This window comes from Bdellovibrionales bacterium, from assembly GCA_019750295.1.
GTDB lineage: Bacteria > Bdellovibrionota > Bdellovibrionia > Bdellovibrionales > JAGQZY01 > JAIEOS01.
On the sequence record JAIEOS010000057.1, the window covers coordinates 1 to 23,488 of the forward strand.

Consider the following 23,488-nt stretch of genomic DNA (forward strand, 5'->3'; position numbering starts at 1 on the left):
AATGCTACTTTATGTCCCGTTTTTGCTCAAAACGGCCCCATTATTCCACTTTTCTTTGACCCCGGAGCTGATCGGATGTTACTAATTATATTAGGAAATTTGATCCGGAGAAACTATGAATAGCACCAGTTTAACAAGTCATGATATCTCGATCGCTGGTGTTTCACTAAGACTTAAAACTTCACACGACGAGCAAATACTTTCAGAAATCCTTGAGCTGGTGAATAAGCGTATTGACCAGGAAGTGGCAAACCTCTCGCCACAAAAGGCCCTCGTCCTAGCGTGTTTACGTTTAGCTGAAGATCTCTACGTTTTTAGACAGAACACTAGCCAAGAATTGAATCATATTGAAAATCTGGCCAATCGTATTCTCTCCGACCTTCAAATCTCCCATTTATAGTTAATGGAATTTTAAGATTTTATTTAAGGATTTCTTTCCGGACGCTCTCACCGCTCAGACAGCCGCGGGAAGCGGAACTCGGGTTCGAACATCCGGAAAGAAATCCTTAAATAAAATCTTAAAATTCCAAAACGAGTGATAGGGCAGTGCTCGAAGTAGGAATTTTGAAGAGTAAGCAAGAGTTACGGAAATTTTATAAAAACAAGATGGCTGAGGCCGCCTCTCATGAGGACCCCGCGATGCTCAGCCGCTTGAATTCGAATCTTGCTCAATTCTTAAAAAATAAGCGTGGGAACTGGGCGGCCTTTAAGCCGCTGGTGGGTGAACCTGATGTTCATCACGCCATAGAACAGTCTCGCTCGTGCCAATGGGTCTTTCCCCGCGTCAGCGGAGAAACCATCAAATTCTGCCGCCCAACTCACGCCAACGGTTTTGTAAAAGGATTTTTCGGCGTTCAGGAGCCTGATGAATCCTCCAGCGAAGTTCCCTTAGAGGACATTGCTGGAGTCTTGGTTCCTGGATTGGCCTTCGACACCGAAGGGGCTCGATTAGGTCGCGGGAAAGCCTTTTACGACAAGACATTAATGAACTACAGGGGCGAAAGGGTCGGAATTGCGTTTTCATTCCAGGTGGAAGAAGACGGCCTGCCTTTAGAGCCATGGGATATAAAAATGAGCGCTCTGGTGACAGAAAACCAAGTTTACGAGATCGAGCGCCAATTACAGGAGTATTAAATCATGGGAATGGAAATTATTTTTCTAGTTGTTGGATTTGTTGTCGGAGCTGGCTTGTTTGCCGCTTACCGCTTTATGGTCGACAATAAAAAGAAAAAGGGCGCTCAAATGGAAGCGAACCGAATTTTAAATAAAGCACGAAGTGAACTGGCTCGTCTCGAGAAAGAGGGTAAGGACAAAGCCCAAGAGCTTGAGATGAAGATGCGTAAAAATCTCGAGCAAGAAGCTCGTCGTCAAAAAGAGCAGGCGCGAAATCTCGAGCAGAGCCTCGAGAATAAAAATAAAGAGCTGGAGCGCGAAAATAAACGTCGGCAAGAAGACTATGAGCGTAAGATGTTAGAGATTAAGGAAAAGTCGGAGCGGCTTAAAACTCAGGAGACTCGCCTCGACAGCCTTAAAGAAGAGACTCAGCAGAAGCTCACTCAACTGACCCAAAAGCTTGAGTCGGTCGCAACAATTTCGAAAGACGCTGCCAAAGAAGAGCTGCGCAGTTCGCTCAAGCAAGAGGTCGAAGCCGAAGCCGCTAAGATGGTGATGACTGTCGAAGAAGATGCCAAACAACAGGCCGAAGCTAAAGCCAAGCGGATTATTGGTATGGCCATCTCTCGTTTTGCCGGTGAATTTGCAGCGGAACGTACGATCAGTATCATTCCTCTTCCGGATCAAGAGCTCAAAGGTAAGATCATCGGAAAAGAAGGCCGTAACATTCGTGCGATTGAATCTCTCTGCGGGGTGGATTTGATTTTAGATGAGAACCCGGAAGCGGTTGTGATTTCGGGATTTGATCCCGTTCGTCGTGAAGTGGCTCGTCGCTCCATGGAGACTTTGATTACGGATGGTCGAATTCATCCCGGAAGAATCGAAGAAGTGGTCGATAAAACCAAAAAGGAACTTTTCAAATCCATTAAGATGGACGGCGAAAAAGCTTGCTTAGATCTTGGCCTTAACGGCATCAATATGGAAATTCATAAAACATTGGGAAGTTTAAAATACAGAACGTCTTACACGCAGAATAACTACGGCCACTCGATCGAAGTGGGAATGCTCGCAGGCCTTATGGCCGCTGAGATGGGTGCTGATGTAAAGATGGCTCGTCGTGCGGGTTTATTTCATGATTTAGGTAAAGCCATGGATCACAGTATTGAAGGTTCTCATGCGGTGATTGGTGCAGACTTTGCCAAACGTTACGGTGAGCCCGAAGTGGTTTGCCACGCCATCCGCGCGCATCACGAAGACGAAAAGCCACGAACTCTTTTGGCGTATTTAGTTCAAGCCGCAGATGCTTTAAGTAGTGCTCGTCCTGGGGCTCGCAAATCCATGGCCGAAAATTACATCCAACGTCTCGAGGATCTTGAGTCCATCGCCAATAGCTTTGAAGGCGTCGAGCGCACCTTTGCGATTCAAGCCGGTCGTGAGATTCGGGTGATCGTGGACAGTAGTCGTGTGACCGACGAGCAATCGCTGATGCTCAGTCGGGATATTGCCCGCAAGGTGGAGCGCGAAATGAAGTACCCAGGACAAATTAAAATCTCTGTGGTGCGCGAAACGAGAGCTGTAGAACACGCTCGATAATTGAGAGGTCTTTGTGAAAGTAAAATTTTTGCCTCTCAACGTGGAGCACGAGATTGAGTTTAACGAGACCGTGCTTCATCTGGCTCAACGACATGACATCCATATTCAGTCGGTGTGCAAGGGTCTTCCTTCCTGCGCGGAATGTCGGGTGCAGATCAAAGAAGGGGAGCATCACGTGCTCCCGCCTTCGAGCAAAGAAGTGAGTTTGATCGGAACCGCTCATTACATTGATCGCAGTCGCTTATCGTGCCAGTTGCGGTGCTTTGGAGATCTCACCGTTGATGTTTCCGAACAGCTCGAAAAAGAAAAGCGGGCATCGAAACGACCTCAAGGCCGCGCCTCCCGCGCGGATGGAGAAGAGTCGTTTGCGGTGAAGGGGAATATCATCGAGGAGTACGTTCCCGATCCTAATGACTCCATTGAAGTGCAACAGGCCAAACAAAAAGAGTACAATCAAAAAAATCAGCCGCAGAAACAGCAAAATTCGAATCAAAACCGTCAGCAGCAGCAGGCGAGAGGCCAAAATAACCCACAGAATAAGGGACAAAACCGTGATTCTCATCGGGATAGAAATAAGCGCCACGGACAGCAAAATCAGGGCAAGAACGAAAATAACCGCAATAGGAACTCCCAGCAGAACCAAAAAAATTCTCAGAATTCCAAAGGTTTACAAGGCGGTCCTCGCCCGCCATCTCCATCGCAAAAACCCAATGAAAATAAAGGCAACTCGTAGTATACTGGTGTTATGATTCAAGTGACTGATACTGCGGCTCAACAGATCTCCAAACTCAAACAGGAAGACAGCAAACTTCCTCCCGAATCTTTTTTACGGGTGAAAGTGGTGACCGGTGGTTGCTCGGGCATGTCTTATAAGCTCGATTTCGAGACTCAACAGCAGCCCGATGATAAAGTGGTTGAGCACAATGGTGTGAAGCTTGTCATCGATAAAAAAAGCTTCCTTTATTTAGTGGGTATGAATTTGGATTATCAAGGTGGCCTCAACGGCCAAGGATTTGTTTTTAACAATCCTAATGCCACTCGCACTTGCGGGTGTGGCAGCTCTTTCGGCGTTTAATTCGTGCAGCTATTGGTGGGCCGGCGCGGAAGTGCATTCGCCGCGGCACGAACCATTGTCGTGTTTTGATTCGCGCAACGTTCGCAACTTTGTTCTTTATCGATAAATGGCATGCTCGAAGCGAGTTCGGGAGTGCAATGAAGTTGGCACCCAAAAACAGCATCAGCGATATTACTTCTTCCGTTAGCCACGTCCTCGTTGTGAGGAATTCCTAAATTGTGAAGAGCTTCGTGAAAGATCAGTGACGCTGACTCAGTGATCTGTTGAGCCTCACTCAGTTCGGCACGAGCACTGGGAGTTCCTGCCGCAAAGGAAATAGGAGCGCTAGGTACTGGCATGGTGTAGGCCATGATTTTTTGATCTGCTGCCACTCTTGCGTCCGCAGGTATCGGTTGGGAGCACTTGATTAAATTCTTTTGTGTCGAAATATTCTGCAACAGAGTTTGTCCCAGTTGAGGATTCAGGCGGCTCAAGCAAGGAAGAAGGTCATTGGCCACCTTGCGAGTGGCGTGAGAAATAATCACGCGATCGGCAGGATTGCAACTTCGAGAATCAATTCTAAAACCTGCGGGCTCAACCTCTTGAAGAGTCGAAGGGGTTGGAGTGGTGGTGCCTCCAGGTGTAGAGTTGACCGCATCCGAGGCTTGAATCACGGTGTGAATGGGCTCAATTTTTTTATCCTTAAAGAGCCAAAGTCCTTTTTTTAAGGTGTAGTTTTCGGTGATACGATTTTTCGCATCCAAGATGACGATGGTTTTAGAGGTCTCTTCAACCGTTTCGATTTTTAAACCGCGAGCCATAGGAACTTGGTTTACGGTGGCGACTTTCTTGTCATTGACGAATACGGTTTGGGTAAAGCGGTCTTTTCCTGTGTGTTTTGTAATTTCCTTGTAGTTAGGTTGGCGGGTGGGAGTGTAGACGGTTTCGATCAGTCGGCCTTTTTGGAAAGTTCGATGAAGATCTACCACTCCATCACCGTCAATATCGATCGCCGGAACATTCGAATTCATATAGTCAAAAAACGGTGAGTTTTGACCAGCCACCGCCATGTCGACGACAAATAAAACCGAAAGAAAAATGCACTTATTCATTGAACCCCACAGTCCAAATATTCTCATACTCTGGGCGTCTTGAGAATCGAAACTCAAGTTCCTCTTCAAATTCTGAACCGATCGCTCTATCGGAGCGTATATATTCGAGACGATGGAAATCTCTCCATCCGATTGTCTCAATTTGAGAATTTATATCTCCGGTGAAAAACTTAAAGCCCGACCTACGGCCATACAATTCATCATTAAATGAGCCGATAGATCAATGTGCTTAAACTGTTGTTTTTTATAAATCTATTTTTGTTTCCGCCGGCATTTTCGGAAGAGGTGAGTGTGGAATCTGGCGAAGAGTCGCGAGTCGCGCCCACGCTGGATCGACAGTCATTGGTACATGATAGTGCTCAATGTAGAAACGCTCCGGCCACCGCGACAGACGGAGATCTTCAATCCATCGTCGCCTCCGATCTGCAACGGAATATTTTAGCGAGGAGTTATGCGCATATCTTGGAGAGTGCCTATATTCTCAAGTCCCACGGAATTCTTCGACACCAAGATTTGACAAGCTCTCACTCCGCGCTTCAGTCGGTGAAGTCGTCATGTACCAAGTATCCCTTCCAAGCCGAAGTGACCCAGAAAGCTTTGCCGCTGCTCGATGCGCAAACCTCAGTGCCAGTGGCCACAGAGGCCGTTCAGGTGCAGAAACGATATTTAGTGGCCGCGGTCGAGGCTCAGCGCTTGAAGAACATGATCAAAGATAATTATTTTCATGGTCAAGAGCGTGCGAGGATGATGGAGCGTTTAGGTAAAATCATGCAACATTATCCCATGGCGATGGGGGGCTATGCCAATGCGCAAGCGCTCGCCGCTCAAATGGGGACTGGAACAAATTTGCTCAGGGAGCGCGCCACTCATCCAGAGATCGAGAAGTTTTTATTTCCCAATTCTCAAGGTCAGTTTGAAACGGTAAGTCCAACTGCGAATGCCGGAAGCTCCGGCGCCCAACTGCTCAATCGCCTCCTTGGTAGCGAACGTCTCCCTGAGCCAGTACTTCGTGATTTGGGTTCGTCGATGATTCAAGCGTTTCGTCCCGTTCTCACGGCGATGAGTGGACTTTGCCAGTCGAGCCCTTGCCAAACTATAGCCATCAGTCCGACTCCTATTGCGGAAAGTTTAAATCGAATGCCCGCGGCGACAAGACAAACTCATCTCAATGCCGTTTGCCAATGTAAACTCGGAAAAAACCAGTCGATGCTTCCGGATGGAATCACCGAGGCTGCGGGAGTCGGGGCTCTAGGAACCGCCGGTTTATGTTTGTTTTCGGGCGTCGGATGTGGACCAGCCATTGTTTTGGGACTGGTCGCGACATCTTACGCCAACGTGAATGTGTATTCCTCTTTAAATAACATATTAGAGAATCAACGAAGCTCCAACATCGCACGAGACCTTCCCGGTGTAGCTGCCGGAGATGTGGAACAGCTGAGATCTTATCGCGAAGGCATTTATCGCGATCTCGGAATTTCCGCGGCGGTGGGTGTTGCGGGATACGGCGTGCTACGGGGAGCGAATAGTCTCGTGCAAAATCATGGGTCTACGGTGATGAATGCGATTCGGCGTACGACGGGACGACCTTTGCCCGTGCCCGCAGGCCACACCGTTCTTTCTCGACTGGAGGGAGGCACAATCACGCGAAGTGTAGATGCTGACGGTCGACCTGTATACAGCATGGTGACCCCTCAGGGGATCGAAAGGCTTCGAATGGATCAGTCTGGTTTAGCGATTAGTGCTGGTAACGATCAAATTCGCAGAGTGGCTCAGCAGGAGATTGCATCGGGGAATAAGTCGGTTCTGTTTATTGATGTGAATAATTTAGGGAAGGTCAATTATTTTGGTGCAGGCTCACAGGCGGGAGATGCTTACCTCGCGAACGTTGCGAGAACAGTGAATGACGTCGCCGGCGGAAATGCGACAGTTTATCGGTGGGGTGGGGACGAATTTGTCGTAGTTCTCAACACGCAGAATCCGGCGGAGGTTCGTCGTATTTCCCAAGCCATATCCGATAGAGTGTATAATCATCCTGAGACGCGAGAAATTTTTAGAACCGAAAAAGTGGCGGCGGCTCAACGCTATCGCGACATTTCAAGCGCGACGGCTTTTGAACAACTTCCCCAAAACTTCCGCAGCCAACTCTCTATGGAAGAGCAGAGTTTTGCTCAAAGAAATTTTGACCGCTTTCGTGGAATTGTTTTAGAGCGTGAAGGGGAAGCGATTCGTGCAAGTGCCGCTTTGCAGCCCTCAGTTTCGGTCGGGTCCGCCATTCCTGGTGGAAATTTGCAAACTGCCCAGCAGGTCATCGCGGCGGCCGATCAGCAGGCCGGGCGAGTGAAAGTGACTTATAAAAACTTGTTAGGTGAAGACACTTCGAAATATACTCGTCCATCGTACTTGCCCGCCGATGAAACTCGGAGACGTCCACGCTTTTTACGAACTCGACCCGAAGCTTTAGATCCCGCTCAATAGCTAAAAAAATGAGTTATACATACGTGAAAAAAATCCCCTTTTTTGTCTCCCCCCGGATACACTCCAGAGAATTAGCGAAAAGACTTACGAAATAAACGTCTAATTTAAAAAACCGGGAATTTTGTAATAAGGACAGCTGGTCCTTATTACTTTTTGAAGAAAGTTACGACTTACTTTTTATCAGTGGTTTCAGTGGCTTGAGGAGTCTCAGCAGCAGGGTCTACGTAAGCAGGAACATGGGCAAATCCAAAGAAGCGTTCGCCGTCGTAGGTCGGTCCCCAGGCTGTCTGTAAGTTCCAAACGTAAGCAAGATAGAGCACTCCTGTGGAGAGTCGATCGATCAGTAGGATCTTGTTCTTTTCGGCAGCAATGGCGACCGAACGACGTCCGATCTGTTTATCCATTTCTAAAACTTTTGAAATGTGTTTCTGAGAGTCTCGCGCCAGTTCGATCGCGAGTTGGAAAGGCGTTTTTCCTTTGGCGTCTTTTTGAAACTGCGGCCATTTTTGAATTGCCGCTTGATAAACTTCGTTGGTGATCGTGGGATAAAGTTCGTCGACCATGGACTCTTCGAACCAGTGATGAATTCCTTTTTGTCCCGTCGAGCGCCCGTCGTAGTTTTCGGTGACATGAAGGGGCTGAGACAAATCGGCAAAGTAATGACCCATCAGTCCCGCAGTCACGATCCAATCCAGTTGCAGGGCTTGGCGCTCCTCGCGCTTTAGCTTTTTATTGCCCAGTTTTTTGGAAATGTCCTCGAGCTTTTGATGGAATTCTTGAATTCTCCAGAAGGCCCGACCGTCGTTGTTTTTAATCGGAAACTTTTCAAAGAAAGCCTTACGGTCAGGATTCCAGCCGTTTTCGATATTGCGGGATTTGAATTCTTTATCGAACGCTTCGAAATCGATAAAATGCTGAGTCCATTCTTTCTTATAAACTTCGTCGGTGGATTTCCAAACGATATCAGGGGCGTTATTGTAGTAGCCCATGTCGAAGGAGTGATAGATTAAAAATCTCCCGTTAATGGTTTGTTTGGCAAGGAGCTGGGCCGCCAGACTTCCTACCGTTTCGTGACCTCGTTTGCCCCAAGCGAAACAGGCTGTCGAGAAGAGGAGCGAAGTCAAAACAATCCAATATTTCATATCTTTCTCCTATAACAGAGTGGGGTTCTTGCTTAAATCGCGTGTGATGTTTTTCTGGTGAGCTTCGAGAGTGCCTCCACCGATTTCTAAAAGTTTTGCATCTCTCCAGAGGCGTTCCACGACGTATTCGCCCACGTATCCATATCCACCTAAAACTTGAATCGCGCGATCGGCGATATTTTTTGCGGCCGTGGTGGCGAACAATTTGCACCCGTCGGAGTCTAAGCGGCTTCCAGAGCCTTTCAGTTCCATACGTCGGGCCGTATTGTAAACGTAGGTGCGCGCCGCTTGGTATTCCGCGTAGCTTTCGGAAATGTATTTTTGAATTTGCCCAAAGGAATGAAGTGACTTCCCAAAGGCTTGTCTTTCATTGGCGTAGCGACTCATAACATCCACCGAACGACGTGCGATTCCTAAACTCATCGCCGCCAGAGTGACACGTTCAATTTCGAGATTCTTCATCATGTGAGTGGACGAATCTCCGAGCGCGCCAACGAGACGATCGGCACTGATCGAGCAATTATCAAAAACGAGCTCTGCGGTGTTAGACCCCCGCATACCAAGCTTGTCCTTAATTTTTTGGCCCACGGAAAAACCTTTGTCGTTTTTTTCGATAATGAACGTCGAAATTTGTTTTTTGCCTTTGTCATTGCTTCCCGAGCAAGCGTAGAGCCAGACCATGTCGCAAGGAGTTCCGACATCATCAATGCAGCCATTGGTAATCCACATTTTGCGACCATTCACTTTGTAGTGTTCGCCGGTCTTTACCGCTGTTGTTTCCATGCCTAAAACATCGGTCCCGTAGTTAGGCTCGGACATGGCCATAGAGCCGACCAGCTCACCGCTACACAAGCCAGGAAGATATTTTTCTTTTTGTTCCTGGCTGCCGTTCACTGCGAGATTATTGACGCAAAGAATAGCGTGCGCCAAATAGGCCAAACAAAATCCAGGATCAGAATAGGACAGTTCCTCGTGCGCGATGACGGCAGCCACGGCGTCCATTTCTGATCCGCCATATTGTGCGGGAACACAAAGTCCTAAAAGACCGATTTCGCCAAGTTGGCGAAACAAAGGTAAATTAAAATTTTCTTTACGATCGTGTTCCAGAGCCTGAGGCTCCACAGAATCTTTAGTAAAGGCCCTTACGGTTTCCCGCAAAAGTTTGTGTTCTTCCGTTGGATTAAATAAATCAAATTCGTTCCAGTTCATGGGGTACCCCGTTAGAGAGATTAATGACAAAAATCTAACTTGGGAAAGACCTGATTTCAAGGTCCTAATTTTCGAGATATTTATACCAGTGCTCAATGGACTGGATGAGGTATTTCGCGGTCAATTCGTCTCTTTGGGCCGGGGTGAGCTGAGGTGTGTTTCCAAACTTACGAATGTGGTAAAAACACAACGCAGCGGCCACCGAAATATTGAAACTCTGAACGAACCCCTGCATCGGGATAAAGACCCGAGTGTCAGCCAGCTCTAGAAGTTCGGGGGAGGCCCCATCCTTCTCGTTGCCAAATGCAATGGCAAAAGGCACAGAAAAATCCACATTATCGATGGACGTGGCCTGGTCATCGAGATGCGTGACATAAATTTTTTGGCCTTGAGCCTTGAGATGCTCGATACACTGGCGGGTGGCCGACCATTTTCGACTTTCAATCCACTTGTGAGCGCCTTGGGTGACCCGCTTTGATTCTTTAAATTTTTCGCTGAGCTCGATGATATTCAACTGGTGTAGACCAAAAGCCTCCGCGGAACGCATCACGGCGCTGATATTGCCCCGATCATAGATATTTTCCAAAATCACGCTGGCGTTGGGAATTCGATTTTTGACCACGTTCTGAATGCGTGTGAAACGCTCTTCCGTTACATGGGGTTGGAGCCGGCGAACAATTTCATCGAAGGAGAGGAGAATTTTTCTATCGTCCATTTTGGAGTGTAAGTCCCGGGAGTGGAGTTAATAGGGAGGCATATTCTTTTTCTAAAAATGCGGGAAGTTGGAAGCTCGCATAGTGCATGCCCGCCGTGTAATACCTAAAATCGATGGCGGACTGTCGAACTCTTTCCGGTTTGAAATCTCTTAGAGGGCAATACTTTTTAGATGCAAAACTAAATGACCAGTAAGCCCCGGGATAGGTGAGATTAGTGTAGCAGTAAAGATGAGTTTTAGGAAAAACACCTTTTAAGATTTCAAGTAAAGCCCTTTGCATTTTTTGATGATAAAACGGAGATTCGTTCTGGGAAACCACGATTCCGTCGTCGGCTAAACAGCGATGGGCCTGTCTGTAGAAATCTTCGTTGAACAGGGGAGACGCTGGTCCTACGGGGTCGGAGGAGTCGACGATAATGACGTCGAAAGTCTCTTTACAATTTTTGATATAAGCGATTCCGTCTTCGAACAGTAAAGTCAGTTTGGGATTTTCAAGTTCGCAGGCGGTCTCTGGCAGATGGAGCTTGGCCGCCTTGACAACAACCTCATCGATTTCCACCATCACGCATTTTTCCACGGATTTGTGGCGGAGGACTTCGCGAGCGGTGCCACCATCGCCACCACCAATGATCAATACGCGACGAGGATTGGGGTGGACCATCATGGGGACATGAGTGATCATGTCATGATAAATGAACTCGTCCTTCTCCGTGGTCATTACCAGATCATCGTGCGCGAGAAGGCGGCCATGCGTGGCCGTCTGAAAAATTTCGATCTTTTGAAATGCACTGGTTTCTGAAAACAGTTTCGCGCTCACTTTGTAGCGACGACCCATTTCGCTTTCGGCATCGTATTCCTCAAACCATTGTGACATTACAGTTCACTTTCTTGAATGATAAACGCGCCCTCGGTTTCTTCCTGCGGCTTGTAATAGGTCAAGTACTGCGCGTAAAGGCCTGATCGGAGCTTCTGCAAATAGCGGTTCTTAAGAACATACGTGGGAAGATTTACGTCAGGTGTTTTCTCGGTATTAAACAAAACAATATCAAAAGATAAGGGATCAAAAAAATTAACCACATTTTTTGCCCAGTTGGCTTGGTCTTTGGGTGCTATGGCGTTGGTCTCAAAGCTCGTGTAATTTCCCATTTTTTCGGGGGTGACGTGGATGGTGTAATAGTGTCGACCATCAATGGCATTGAGCGAGTAACCACAGGGATCGAAAACATGATCATCGATTTGGCCGCGAACCAACGAGCTAATTTGCGAAAGCTCATGCACGGGCGCTGTGGCCATGGGTAAGTTTTCTTTTTGAAAGAGTTCGATCTTGTTAGTGCGGACCCCATGCATTAAAATTTCCATGGTGTGATCTTGAGTGTTGATCTCTTGCTCTTGATTCGTTGAAAATAAAAATAAGTGATGATCATCTTCAGCGCCAAAGCGCATGGCTTCGCCATCGAACCATTTATTAAGTCGAATCAAATCCTCAAAAAAGTGGCTGGGTTGGTACTGAGGAAAAACTTCGTGCTTACGTTCGTAAAAGAAGGCCTTGATATGTTGAGGTTTAATTTGACTGAGAATCTTTCGCACCGATTGAATTAACTTTGTCCGACCACATGTGATCATAACGACATGGCGGTCATAGACAAAGAGACTCGACTCCGACAGGAGATAAGCGTCCACGTGCTCATTAGAAATCTTGGAGAGAATCTTAGCGCCAGCGGCTCTAACGACATCTTGCCAAAAACTCTCTTTGAGATTGCGTAATAGGGGAGCTGAGTCCTTAAATAGGACTTCAATTTTCTTTTCGGAACCTTCGAAGAACATTGCCGAGAATAAAGCGGAAATCTCCTCTGAAATCAACAGAACGTTTCGGTAAAAAACGGCTTTGAGAGGAGAGAAAAAGAAGTGAATTGTGCAGTGCAATACTCTGGAGCTCTGGTCGAGTGCTCCTCTTCGGCTAAATATTCTTGAAAGCTTCCACAAAGCATTACAATATATTCGTTCATCGGGGGATTCTATCAGTACGACAACCGTGGATTCGTCACCACAAAAGAAGATCGCCATCATTGGCGCCGGCCCAGCGGGTTTAGCTGCGGCTTTTAAGCTCACTCAAGCCGGAGTTGCGGTGGATATTTTTGAATCGAGCGCTCAGGTTGGAGGCTTTTGCCGAACGATTTCTCTTTGGGGTTACAAAGTGGATCTGGGTCCCCATCGTTTTTTTTCCTCGAGCGCAAGAGTCAATCAACTCTGGCAAAACATCATTTCCGACGAGTATCTCTGGGTCAAACGACAAACGCGAATTTTTTACAAACGTCGTTTTTTTGAATATCCTCTTCGCCCTTTGAATACTTTCATTCGTCTCGGAGGCCTCGAAAGTCTTTGGAGTTTATTCAGTTACGTTCAACAAAAGCTCGCCGGCTCCAAGGCACCGCCGGAAAACTTTGAAGACTGGGTCATTGCCAAATTTGGTCGACGTTTGTTTGAAACTTTTTTTAAATCGTATAGCGAAAAACTATGGGGAATCCCGTGCCGACAAATTGATTCGGATTTTGCCGAAAGAAAAATTCGTCAAATGAGTATTTGGCAGCTGATGAAGAAATTTGTGTCTCCCACAAAAACATTCGTGGAATTTTTTGCGTATCCCAAAGCTGGAACCGGTGCGACCTACGAAAAGTTTAAAGAGCGCATCGAGCGGCGAACAGGAACGTTTTACTTTAACGAGCCGGTCACTCAATTGGAAAAAATCGGGGGAGGTTATAGACTTTCCACTCCTCAGCGCATTGCTGATTATTCAGAGGTGATCTCGACGATGCCGATCACTTCTCTTATACGCGCGATCGGAGCACCGCTCTCTTTGATCGAAAAAAGCCAACAGTTGCAATTTAGAAATACGATCCTCGTTTACCTTCTTGTGGAGGGAAAAGATCATTTTCCCGACAATTGGGTTTACGTACATACTCCTGGCGTGGATTTTGGGAGAATTACTAATTTTCGAAATTGGTCTCCCGAGATGTGCACAGCCGGTGAGGACACTGTACTTTGTATCGAGTACTGGTGTGGTTCGCAGGACGGATTATGGACAATGCCGGAAGATGAGTTGATCGCCAAAGCCACCGGCGAAATTATTGTTTCTAAGATTATTCCAGGAATTCGGGTGAAAGACGGTCATGTTCTCCGATTAGCAAAGACCTATCCTGTATTTAAAGTCGGCTATCGTGGAGTGCTCGAAGAGGTGCAAAAATATTTATCAAAGCTCGAATCTCTGATTGTGATTGGGCGCTACGGGGCCTTTCAATACAACAATCAGGATCATAGCTTATTGATGGGTTTAAAAGCTGCCGATCAAATTTTAAGTGGCCAAAAGAAAGAGCTGACAGTTTTTGATGCGACTTACGAGGAAGATCACGCAGCGGAGTTCAAGCACAGTCACGTTTACGATGAGATTTAATCGATTTTATCGGAGCCAATCGTATTAATAGTTCTCGACCAAGCTGAAGTGAGCACGCCGCCGCTTTCGGCGTTTCGACTCACCAGGAGCTTACTGAGGGCTGTCGCCGCGCCGACCGCAATGACGAGCAATAGGACGTATTCAAAGACGATCTGACCCTTTTGGTGTCGACGACTTTGAAAAGACGATGGACGATATTGACCAACACCAGTGATTGCATTACCACTACGGCATGCGATCCTTAAAGGTCCTGCTACTTCCATTGAGTCTGATTTTTGGTCTGTGGTTGCTTTTTGCATTCGTCAGGTCCTCTCAAGATATCTTATCGGGTTCTCTCCTGGAAAACTCAAAAGAGCTCATCGGCCAGAGGCTTGAACTTAAAGAGCTTGCTGACATGCTTCAGGACCAAAGAATAGCCCAGCCCGGGATGTCCTTGTTGTTGGTCTTCTGGTCCACCACTTGTGCTCCTTGCTTAGAGGAACTTCCGCAGTTGAGCGCCAAGCCCGATGTGGTGGTGGTCCCTATTAATACCGATCGAAAGGATTTTCTGGTGGATGCGGAAAGGGTGGCAAAAATTCTCGCCCCTCAGTTTCGTTTTATCAGCGATGCGGAAGGGTATGTCCAAAAGCAATTTAAGATTAAATTTGTCCCGACTCATGTATCCATCGATCCGAGTGGGATTATTCAGGACATTCGGATCGGGAAAACTCGCTAACTAATCTTGGGTGATTTCAAGCGAAACGGACCATGCGTCTCGATTCGAATAAGGGTCGTAGTCGGGGCTGTCCACATCAAGTTCCTCAGGATTTTTTTCGTAGACCGCAGTGGCACCAGTATAAAGAGATTCAAAGCTACCGGTACCTTCCAGAGTGACATCGATTCCTTCGAATGTCGTTACGTCGTAGTTCTTATCGTTTAAATAAACTTTGATATTTTTAAGTCTGTAGTTTGTCGAAGAGCGCGCCTTTATTCCGTCCACCAGGTAGTACATTGTCGATGCAAAAGCATCGGCTATGACTTGAACTTCGATCTGCAAACTGAGATCGGGATTAATATCCCAGGTGAGTACTTGAGGGACGCGAAGTTCAGGGATGAGTTCGAGCGGGGATGTTCCGTCCACATATTTTACTCGATAGGACCCGAGCTCCAGTGTCGAATTGTAGAACTCTATAGTTTTCGGAGGAGTTTTGGTTGCGGCACTGTCACAACTGAGATTATCGAGAGCTGTATCCCAAGCCGCTTTCGCGCTATCTAGACCGGCTTTGAGATTCGCATTGGTATTATAATTGTTGCCGCTGTGGCCACCGCCTAACGACAATTTATTTTTTACGCGATCGGATCCGTAGGCGAGAAAAACTTGGAAAGCTGTTCCCGGATTGGAGTGAGCGAAGAATTTTCCAGAAGCGCCACCTTCGCGGTGGCAATCAATACAATTGTTGTCATTAAAAAACTTGTACATCGATTTTTGGAAGACGGGTTGGATGGTGTTAATGCACCCTAACCCAGCAAGGCTCCCCTTTGTGGTCGCACTTCTAAACTTCCCGCAGTTATGAAACAGCAAGAGAAGAAGAGGAAATATTAAGAAGAGTAAAAACCGCTTTCCGATCATCCTGGTTTAAACCTCGTGAAATAATCGGCCACGGTGGATCCGCTGGGAGTGGCTGCGGTGAGAAGGTCTTTCACCGGCTTTAAAGAAGGTTTAGTGTCCAATAAATTGAGAGCGTTAGCAAAGCTCAAGTAATTGAGAAAAACGGCTGAGGCCATGATCTCCTGGTTGTCCACACTGGCGACAGGGTGATTCGGATTCACTTCGCCATTTCCTGTAAAGTAATTCAGCTGGAAGGAGGCGTTGTCGCCATGACCTTGCATGGTGGGTACTCCGTTGGGATTATACCCGATCATGTAAGACGTTCCTTTTTTGGAAGAATCGTTTTGCCAAGCAATCATAGTGTCCGAGGTCGGTGGCGTGAAGGTCGAGCCATCGGTCGAGATAAAAATAAAAACTTTTTTATTCATTAATCTTGCGGTGGCAAGAATGCGACCGACGATGTCGCCGGCCTCGCGGTCTTTTTCATTGGCGCGTTGTCTTAAGCGGCCTAAGTGATAATCGTAACCACCCAGGTTGATGACCGCAGCTCCAGATAAACCACTCAGACAATTAGAGACGGTGAGTCCCACTTTTTCGACGATAGGATTAAACATCGCGTGCACTCCGGTGAGATTCGGAGCCCAGATCGCTGCGGCTCCTGGAAAGGCATAGCCGGCATCCTTGATGTCTACAATGGAGCCTGTAGTTAAGACATCTACGTTTTTTTGTGTCGAACATTTGATAAGACCTTGGAACACTCTTTGAGTTTCGTGCGACGATGGTGCTCGGGCCAAAGCTTCGACCTGTTTTCGGCTGAGGTCATTGATCGCTTGAAGCAACTTCTGTTGGGTGTTGATTCCGTTAAACGCTAATACGCCCGAAAAACCTAAGCTGTCCTTGAGCGAGCCTGCGTTGACCACATTGAGAAAATTGCTCGAGGGTAAAACAGCACCCATAAAACGACTGCCGGCGCTACTAAACAACTCGTCCGCCGGTGCGATAAAATCGGTGAGCAAATAGGGAAGAACACTTCCTGTGATTCCTGCCGCTTTTAACATTCCCGAGATTTCCTGCTTGTTGGTTGTGGCGTCATCTTGGGATTCGGAGGCAATCGCGCAGAACCCAGCGTTGCCAATAAAATTTTCGAAGGTGCTGGAGCCAGCTAAAATTGCATTGATTCGTCGACGCATCCCCCGAATAAAGTGAGATCCATCGGCCGTATCACTCTCTGGCACTAAAGGCGATTTTTCCCAGAAGGGGGCGCTGTTGGCAAAGAGGAGTTCCGAGCTCGGGAGGGCCCCTACACCCATGGTTTCCCCGTTGATCGGGTTTCCAAAGGCTCCACACTGTAAATAGTTAGCAAACAGAGCCGCACCGCCCGCTAATTGTAAGTGGATAAAGGCGGGATAGGAGGTGGCTGTTCCATCACAAACAACTGGGTCGGCGCCCCAGGCGCTGCTTGAAATCAGCTGAGAGAGAGTGGGGAGAGCTAATGTCGATGCGGCGCCAATCAGTCCATGGGCTAAGAACTCACGTCGCGTTTTTGGAATTTTATGATTTTTGCTCGCCAACTCCAGGAAAAGATCTTTCTCTTCCTGTTGTTTCTTGAGCCGTAAAAATTGTAGGTCTTTTTTTGAAATACTCATAAATTCCTCTTACCTTTTGATCGCCTGGCTACTTGCTAACATTGTTGTACAAAGATAAATGGCGGTATTTTTGGATGTGGATGTGGCCAATGTCGCACTATTATAATATCCGACGGAAGTTAACGAATCGATAATGACATTGATTTCATCGGTTGTTGCGGCTCTTCCCCAACAGCCGTTGGCAAATTTTTGAATCGTCGATTGGATATTAAACGGCTGAGTGTTTGTGGTCCCGCCGATGTTAAAGCCTTGAAAGAAGCGACGTTGATTGGTGTTGAGTTCGTTACTCACAACGTCATCGCAGAGTTCGCCGGCCACTTTAACAAAAGCCATTAGCATGGGTGCCGAAATCGTTTCGGCAGATCCTGTTAGCGAAAAACTACTCATGGCATTGGAAACGGCCAAACGGGTGTCATTGGTGATTTTGTCTTCCGGGAGTTGGAGGCAACTCTTAAAATTCGGAAGAACCTGTCTTTGGGAAATGATGGCGTCCGCCTTTGTCGCGACAACTTTAAAACCACCGGGATCCATAAAAATGTTGGATTTGGGTGTGAGCGCCATAGGGCCTCCGCATCCTATCAATAAAAGACTCAATGCTGTGAGAGTCATTAATGACTTCATCATAAACTCTCCAAAGCTAAACATTCGGGCCGAATAGAAACATCAATAAATAAATCTTTAAGATTATAGCCGCCAAATTCGAAACTGGCGGCGAGTTTATCAATCAGCTGTTGGTTTTCGGCGGTGAGTTCTCTTTTGCACACAGTATTAAAAACTCGTTTCACCCAACACTGGCTGTACCCGCGAGCCTGGGAAATCATTTTGCCGAAATCATTCATTCCACTGCCGGTCATAGGGCCGTCGCCCTCCTCCCAGCCAAACTGGGAAGGATTGATGTAGTTAATCCAGTTGTCGTCTTTGACGGCGTAGCCCGCAGGGAAGGTTTCAGAAGCGCGACGAAACTTTGAAGGAACCTGGCGCTCGTCAGGTGGCACTGCGACGGTTCCACCGCTGGCGGTAGGATCTGTATTGTAAGTCGCATTGTACTTGATGTGCCCTTGCTCTGTCGCCGCATCGGTGATGAGGAAATCAAAGTGGGCGGTGGCGGGACGCATTCCATCCATCGCCGTATGACATCCTTTACATTTGGATTTGTAATCGGCATTGGGAAATCGACCGATCTCTCGGCCCACATGGCTATCGGGATAGGTGGTGTTCGCCCACTCTTTAATCGGAGAGCACATAAAAACTTTAAAGGTGTATTCGATCAGACGGCGATTGGTTCCGGCATTGGCGTGGGCAAACATCCACGCTCGAGTGGTCATTAAACCTGCAGGGTCGGGCTGATTCGTAGCGGTGGTGCTCCCGGGAGAAAACACTCGTTGAGTTTCTTTGAGCAGGACGTTTTTGTAATCCAGATTGCGAGCTTCGAGATCGAGATAGTGTTTATTGGAATTGATAATCGCGTTGTCGGAGTCATCAACTCCAGCTTGCCCTCGGGCCCGATAATAATAATTCCCGGTGAGAAGTTCTGTCGCTGGCAATTCGTCACGGACCACTCCGATGATTGTAGCCACAAAGTCACTGAGAGGTGCCGCGGGGGATAGATCGCGGGTGGACATCGCCGCTGCCATGTCGCGGACGGTGAGAGAGTAAAACTCTTTGGAATCCGTGGCTTTTTCGGCAGCTCTTCGATACTGGCGATTTTTAATATCAGAGGCCATCGCGGTAATTTTTGAGTCGTCAGTACTTAATGTCACTCCGGAAAGTCTTTGATAGAGCATTACGGCCTGTTGCACGGGTGAGCTCAGTGCTGCGGAAGACTCTGAGCTTGTCGAAGTCGATTCATCGGTCGTGTTTGAAGCTCTCGTTGATGAGCTTAAGCTCGTTGGGGCACGGTTTTTATAACCTTTGCTGCAATTTTGAAAGAGAACCAATGCCACCGCGATAGAGGCTACTATACCTATGCGTATTCTACGCTCGCGTTTCATTGAAAATCCCCCTAAGACTACGGACCTTTTATCGGTATAGAATACCTTAAACTTTAGTCCTGAACCTAATATATAAGATGGTTGAGACAGTGTTCGTACCAGTATGATACTAATAACAAATAAACCTGTCAGTTGGATCAGGACTGTGGTCTACTGTTAGAAATTAAAGGGGGGATAATGAAGCGTAATTTACTTTGGGTTTCATTCTCGTGTTTTCTGGTCGTTGTGACTTTAGCTTTCCAAAACTGTAATGCAAAGAAGTTCAATGCTACTGTCGAAAGTAACGTTAATGGTTCCATGGATACCATGGATGCAAATGGTCTTATCGAAGGGGAAGTCATAGTTAGAAGTTGCCAAGAGGAGAACGCCAATTGTCCGAATCGCGTGGTGATTCGTCTCTATGCAGTGGTCGACGGGGATCGCGAGAGAATCAGTCCCGATGCGGAAGCGATTGCGGTAGAGCCAGGTCGCTACACGTTTTCGTACACAATTCCTAGTCAGTATAAATGTAAACAAATTTTGGCCTTTGTCGTAGATCCTATTTCGGGCTCCGAAGTTCAAATTTCTTTAGGCAGCGGATTCATCTATTGGGGTGACGTTTCGACATGCCCTGGCCTTGATGACGATGACGACGATGATGATCCTCCAGGTGGCGGAAACCCGTCCGTATCTATTAATAGCGTGAACACATTAGGTCGTGTTGTAGAATTAAAGGGAAGCTGCAGTCCCAATACCGCGATGACTTTCACTGGTGATTTATTGGCCTCTGCGGGCTTAACTGGATCATGCTCTGGAAATCAATTTAAGTACTGCGGTTTATTAGCCAACCACTTTACGACGAATGTAGTGACTGCCGAAATTCGCTCCAACAGCAACGTCGCTAGAGATAGCGAGACGATCACTCTGAACTCTGCTCCAGTGGCTATCTTAACAGTCGATAACGTTTCTGTGAACGAAGCGATGCACACTTTATCTGTGAACGGTCGTTGTAATGCAGGCGCATTACTATCGCTGAACTTCTATAACGCGGACATCGCAACAAATATTTCTTGCGTCGGTGCCGGAACATGGAGTTATACAGGTAACGTTCTTGTAGCTAATGCTGAGCGTATTCTTAAAGTCACTCAAAGAACGCCGTTCAATGTGACTTCACGAATCTCTGCTCGTCTTAACGCGAGCAATGACAGTGCGGGTGCTAACGAAAACTTAGCGTGCTCGATCAGCAGCACGACAGCTACCGGTGCATTGTGCTCAGGCCAAGCGGGAACGGTCAGTGGTTCTTGCCAACGTGGTCTCCCGGTTTTCATCTCTGTAAACAACAAGTTCCAGACCGTGGCTTTCTGCTCTGATGGTACGGGTTCGGGTGGTACTTTCTCAGTGAGCAACGTGCTCCTAGAAAAGACCGGAATGAACAACGTGATCAAAATCCAACAGACAAACGCTTACGGCAGATCTTGCTCGAGCCAAGTGACGAAGACCAACTTCTAAGCTGAACTGAGTATAAGATGAACTGCGAAAAAGCCACCTTCGGGTGGCTTTTTTATTTTGACCGCCCTGCACCTGACTCCTACACTAATTCCATGTCTTTTTTCGTCTCGTTCCTTCTTTTATTCTCGCAAAATTCTTTGGCGCTAGAAACGAGCTTTGGAGGTGATTTCACCTACGAGAATTTTATTTATGCAGATCGGCTGCCCGCGCCCACACGGACTTACGATCATATTCTTCACCTTAAGCCGCAACTGGATCTTAGCTTTAACAAAATGAGTGCCATGCACTTTAAACCCTTGATTCGAATGAATACATCGACTGAAGAGTCGCCAGAAAAGTTATTTCTTAATGTCCAGGAGGCTTACTGGGAGATTCGTAAAGAAGCATTTCGTGTGCGTTTGGGACAGAATACGTATCACTGGGGAATTCTCGACGGCTACAGCACGATGGATGTCGTTAATGGAAGAGTTTTGTTTAATCCTTTGTTCTCCGAAAAGCGTGGGGCTCCCACCGTCGATCTCCAATACGAAGGCGAAAAGGTAAAAATCCAAGGGCTTTATATCCCGGCGCAGGCCCGAACTTTATTCCCGTCGGCCGATAGCCGGTGGTTGCCGCGAGAGCTGTTAGTGAATGTTTCGTCGCCGTCGGAGACGGTGATACTTCCGCCAACTTTTAATTACTATTATCCCGGCTATGTCGAGTTAGACAACGCTCTTGATCACAACTATGGTGCTCGAATTTCCAGTCGTAGGGGGGATTTTGATGCGGCCCTCATGTATTTCGAGGGGAGTAGTATTACGCCTCAAGTTCGCGCCAACTTTACTGCGGACTTAGTTTCGTTTGATCCTCGTATTTTGCAGGGGAGATCCGACATCGGAATTCTGCCATTGTATTTTCGTCAGCGATCTACGGGTCTCAGTCTAAGTTGGGCGCCTTCGGATATTGTGTTTAAGGCCGAGTCGACGTATATCTCTTCGATTTCGAAGGATTCAACGATTCCGGAATGGTCTTGGCAGAATGCGCTTGGCGTAGAGATGCCTGTCTACGTCGGAGAAACGTCAATGACTTTGATTGCGCAGGTGTATCGAGGGGAGAATAAAGATCCTATTGATAACCTGTTAAGTTCTTCCACACGTCTGTTTGATAATGCTTCGCTTTTGGCAGCTCGAATCTCGTTTGCGACGGATACCAATTTGCTTCTGTCGGCGGTTGTCGATTTTGCTTCGGGGGATAATTACATTCACCTTCGATTGGACCATAAACTGACCCAGTCTCTCCGCGCGGAGATTTCGGCCGACGTCCTTGAAGGTGGCCCGGATTCGCTGATCGGAACTTACGACAAAAACGATCGCGCCAGCATCAAACTCTCTTACCTCTTTTAAGGGGCGGTGAAGATCAGTTGGATCCATTTTTTTGTTGAGAAAAACCTTTGCGGGACCAGTAACTTCTTGTCGTCAATCTTAAGTTGCGGGAGATCGTAAGTCAGTCGGGTGTCCGCCACCGCTTTGGTGATTTCGGATTGAATGGTGCTTAAGCCGATGTAGGTCGATGGATTGTAAGCATCGATGTAAGACGGACTCCAAGTCGGATGCAGTTTCATCTTTGGATCATGGGCGCCGATCACCAGGTTTCCGTCTTCAACCATTAGCCATACATAGGTGTTGAGTGGTGTATTAAAGTTGATATAAGGATAGAGTCTATTCTGGATCGGAGCCCACATTTTCCCAACAATTTGCGCCTTGATTTTAAACCACAAGGCTCCTTCGCTATATCCTGCATGGACCACTTCGGGTTGCCGCTGAGCTGAAAAATCAAATTGAAAAGGGGCGTTGGTTCTAAAATTCATCAAATCGGGCCAGATAAAAAATTGGTAGAATCGATTCGAGAGAAGTTTCATAAATCCGGAGATGTCTTTGCCTAGAAGCCTTTTCTCTAAAAACTTCTCCTGAAAAAGTATTTTATTGAGAGCATCGGTGAACTCATGGGGGACAAGTAGGCCGCTCGAGGTGAAAGGCTTTAGATCCTCGTTTTTCATTTCGACCATTATATTTACTTCGTTCTTTTGAGAGTCCGCAGGGCCGGTTTCGGTCATCAATACTCCGCTCAGGAGAATTTTGCCGTTGGAGGGGTCAAAGTTTATTTTTTCTGGAACTACACTGACGTGAAGTTCGTCTGACAATTTTATAGATTTTGTTTCAAATAAACTTTGATTGAGCGAATCCGTGAGAGAGTTGAATTTATTTTGAAGATGTTGAGCTAAAAGTTTTTTGAGAGATGCTGGCTCCTTGAGGAGCTTTGAGATTTCTCCTTTTAGGATATGCTCGTATCCCACCGGGCCTGTACAAGATCGCACTTGAATCACCCATTCTCCCAGATTCGAAAGGTTGAAATCGTCCATTTTGCTGGCGAGCTGGCCGTTGACGGTATCCACATGAAAACCCCCTTCGAGTTTCATCGCAGAGGTGGAAGTGAGCTGCACCCCATCGCATTGACCTTTGACATGCACATTGACGGTTACGCCCCCAAGAACTTGGGTGATGACGGTGTCGGTAGAGATTCGATCGACGTTAATGGAACTCTTAGTGATATCTAAAACGTAGTCAAAAATTCCAAAGCCTTTCGCCTGAGGTTTAACTTGAGCTTTGTATTCCAACTGCAGAGCTGCGTTGGTGAGCGTCGTCGAGTAAGGTTGGGCCATGATCAACTGTGGAATGATCGTTTGCTCCTTACCGTCGAATTTGTTTTTTAATAGAACATCCGAATATTCCTTAAAGCGAAGTGGAAAATAGAAAGACGTTTTGAGGCGACTTTGCCCAAAGCTTAGCGAGGTCGAAAGAAGGCAACTTGCAAAGAAGAGGATTTGGTATTTCATGGGGTCCTTATCGGTGCCGGACCTTTGGCCTAAAGTATATTC

At 47.1% G+C, this 23,488-nt stretch carries 22 protein-coding genes; 10 read left to right on the plus strand and 12 right to left on the minus strand.

Annotated features, from left to right (window positions below):
• Positions 1–115: 115 nt before the first annotated feature.
• The 5 genes from K2Q26_10355 to erpA all read left to right on the plus strand — a co-directional run bounded on the left by K2Q26_10355 (position 116) and on the right by erpA (position 3,781).
• Positions 116–400 carry a cell division protein ZapA gene (locus K2Q26_10355; protein MBY0315912.1) on the plus strand — a complete coding sequence of 95 codons (285 nt, stop codon included), beginning with the start codon at positions 116–118 and terminating at the stop codon, positions 398–400.
• A 164-nt stretch (positions 401–564) separates the two neighbouring features.
• Entirely contained in the window at positions 565–1,134 is a 570-nt protein-coding gene (locus tag K2Q26_10360; GenBank protein ID MBY0315913.1) for a 5-formyltetrahydrofolate cyclo-ligase, read from the plus strand.
• Positions 1,135–1,143: 9 nt separating this feature from the next.
• Positions 1,144–2,706: a ribonuclease Y gene (gene rny, locus K2Q26_10365; GenBank protein ID MBY0315914.1), complete on the plus strand. Its 1,563-nt coding sequence runs from the start codon at positions 1,144–1,146 to the stop codon at positions 2,704–2,706.
• A 13-nt stretch (positions 2,707–2,719) separates the two neighbouring features.
• On the plus strand, positions 2,720–3,439 hold the full coding sequence (locus K2Q26_10370) for a (2Fe-2S)-binding protein (GenBank protein MBY0315915.1): 720 nt from the start codon (positions 2,720–2,722) through the stop codon (positions 3,437–3,439).
• A gap of 12 nt (positions 3,440–3,451) precedes the next feature.
• Positions 3,452–3,781: an iron-sulfur cluster insertion protein ErpA gene (gene erpA, locus K2Q26_10375; GenBank protein ID MBY0315916.1), complete on the plus strand. Its 330-nt coding sequence runs from the start codon at positions 3,452–3,454 to the stop codon at positions 3,779–3,781.
• On the opposite strand, the gene K2Q26_10380 is transcribed toward erpA, so the two are convergent.
• Entirely contained in the window at positions 3,778–4,872 is a 1,095-nt protein-coding gene (locus K2Q26_10380; protein MBY0315917.1) for a hypothetical protein, read from the minus strand. The two genes, erpA and K2Q26_10380, sit on opposite strands and share 4 nt — an antisense overlap.
• Before the next feature lie 225 nt (positions 4,873–5,097).
• On the opposite strand from K2Q26_10380, the gene K2Q26_10385 reads away from it, so the two are divergent.
• On the plus strand, positions 5,098–7,347 hold the full coding sequence (locus tag K2Q26_10385) for a diguanylate cyclase (GenBank protein ID MBY0315918.1): 2,250 nt from the start codon (positions 5,098–5,100) through the stop codon (positions 7,345–7,347).
• Between the two features lie 170 nt (positions 7,348–7,517).
• Here the strand turns inward: K2Q26_10385 and K2Q26_10390 are convergent, their stop codons facing one another.
• The 5 genes from K2Q26_10390 to K2Q26_10410 form a co-directional block, all read right to left on the minus strand.
• On the minus strand, positions 7,518–8,489 hold the full coding sequence (locus tag K2Q26_10390; protein MBY0315919.1) for a hypothetical protein: 972 nt from the start codon (positions 8,487–8,489) through the stop codon (positions 7,518–7,520).
• A gap of 9 nt (positions 8,490–8,498) precedes the next feature.
• Positions 8,499–9,698, minus strand: a complete 1,200-nt coding sequence (locus tag K2Q26_10395) for an acyl-CoA dehydrogenase family protein (protein ID MBY0315920.1) — start codon at positions 9,696–9,698, stop codon at positions 8,499–8,501.
• Positions 9,699–9,762: 64 nt separating this feature from the next.
• Positions 9,763–10,413: an RNA methyltransferase gene (locus K2Q26_10400; GenBank protein MBY0315921.1), complete on the minus strand. Its 651-nt coding sequence runs from the start codon at positions 10,411–10,413 to the stop codon at positions 9,763–9,765.
• Complete coding sequence (speE, locus tag K2Q26_10405; protein ID MBY0315922.1) at positions 10,403–11,287, minus strand: polyamine aminopropyltransferase; 885 nt, start codon at positions 11,285–11,287, stop codon at positions 10,403–10,405. The genes K2Q26_10400 and speE overlap by 11 nt, the downstream gene beginning before the upstream one ends.
• Positions 11,287–12,336: a hypothetical protein gene (locus tag K2Q26_10410; protein MBY0315923.1), complete on the minus strand. Its 1,050-nt coding sequence runs from the start codon at positions 12,334–12,336 to the stop codon at positions 11,287–11,289. The genes speE and K2Q26_10410 overlap by 1 nt, the downstream gene beginning before the upstream one ends.
• Here K2Q26_10410 and K2Q26_10415 point away from each other — a divergent pair.
• Entirely contained in the window at positions 12,326–13,861 is a 1,536-nt protein-coding gene (locus K2Q26_10415) for an FAD-dependent oxidoreductase (protein ID MBY0315924.1), read from the plus strand. The genes K2Q26_10410 and K2Q26_10415 overlap by 11 nt on opposite strands.
• Here K2Q26_10415 and K2Q26_10420 read toward each other — a convergent pair.
• Complete coding sequence (locus K2Q26_10420; protein MBY0315925.1) at positions 13,858–14,124, minus strand: hypothetical protein; 267 nt, start codon at positions 14,122–14,124, stop codon at positions 13,858–13,860. The genes K2Q26_10415 and K2Q26_10420 overlap by 4 nt on opposite strands.
• On the opposite strand from K2Q26_10420, the gene K2Q26_10425 reads away from it, so the two are divergent.
• Positions 14,124–14,576 carry a TlpA family protein disulfide reductase gene (locus tag K2Q26_10425; GenBank protein ID MBY0315926.1) on the plus strand — a complete coding sequence of 151 codons (453 nt, stop codon included), beginning with the start codon at positions 14,124–14,126 and terminating at the stop codon, positions 14,574–14,576. The two genes, K2Q26_10420 and K2Q26_10425, sit on opposite strands and share 1 nt — an antisense overlap.
• Here the strand turns inward: K2Q26_10425 and K2Q26_10430 are convergent, their stop codons facing one another.
• From K2Q26_10430 to K2Q26_10445, 4 genes are all read right to left on the minus strand, one after another.
• On the minus strand, positions 14,577–15,320 hold the full coding sequence (locus K2Q26_10430) for a hypothetical protein (GenBank protein MBY0315927.1): 744 nt from the start codon (positions 15,318–15,320) through the stop codon (positions 14,577–14,579). It abuts the gene before it with no gap.
• A 146-nt stretch (positions 15,321–15,466) separates the two neighbouring features.
• Positions 15,467–17,095 (minus strand): hypothetical protein, encoded by a 1,629-nt coding sequence (locus tag K2Q26_10435; protein ID MBY0315928.1) that lies wholly within the window; start codon positions 17,093–17,095, stop codon positions 15,467–15,469.
• A 9-nt stretch (positions 17,096–17,104) separates the two neighbouring features.
• Positions 17,105–17,719 (minus strand): hypothetical protein, encoded by a 615-nt coding sequence (locus tag K2Q26_10440; GenBank protein MBY0315929.1) that lies wholly within the window; start codon positions 17,717–17,719, stop codon positions 17,105–17,107.
• Positions 17,716–19,086 carry a hypothetical protein gene (locus K2Q26_10445; protein ID MBY0315930.1) on the minus strand — a complete coding sequence of 457 codons (1,371 nt, stop codon included), beginning with the start codon at positions 19,084–19,086 and terminating at the stop codon, positions 17,716–17,718. The genes K2Q26_10440 and K2Q26_10445 overlap by 4 nt, the downstream gene beginning before the upstream one ends.
• 177 nt (positions 19,087–19,263) lie before the next feature.
• On the opposite strand from K2Q26_10445, the gene K2Q26_10450 reads away from it, so the two are divergent.
• Both K2Q26_10450 and K2Q26_10455 read left to right on the plus strand, forming a co-directional pair.
• Positions 19,264–20,574 (plus strand): hypothetical protein, encoded by a 1,311-nt coding sequence (locus K2Q26_10450; protein ID MBY0315931.1) that lies wholly within the window; start codon positions 19,264–19,266, stop codon positions 20,572–20,574.
• Positions 20,575–20,591: 17 nt separating this feature from the next.
• A complete protein-coding gene (locus tag K2Q26_10455) occupies positions 20,592–21,956 on the plus strand; it encodes a hypothetical protein (protein MBY0315932.1) in 1,365 nt (454 codons plus the stop codon).
• Here the strand turns inward: K2Q26_10455 and K2Q26_10460 are convergent.
• A complete protein-coding gene (locus K2Q26_10460) occupies positions 21,953–23,446 on the minus strand; it encodes a hypothetical protein (GenBank protein ID MBY0315933.1) in 1,494 nt (497 codons plus the stop codon). The genes K2Q26_10455 and K2Q26_10460 overlap by 4 nt on opposite strands.
• Positions 23,447–23,488 lie beyond the last annotated feature (42 nt).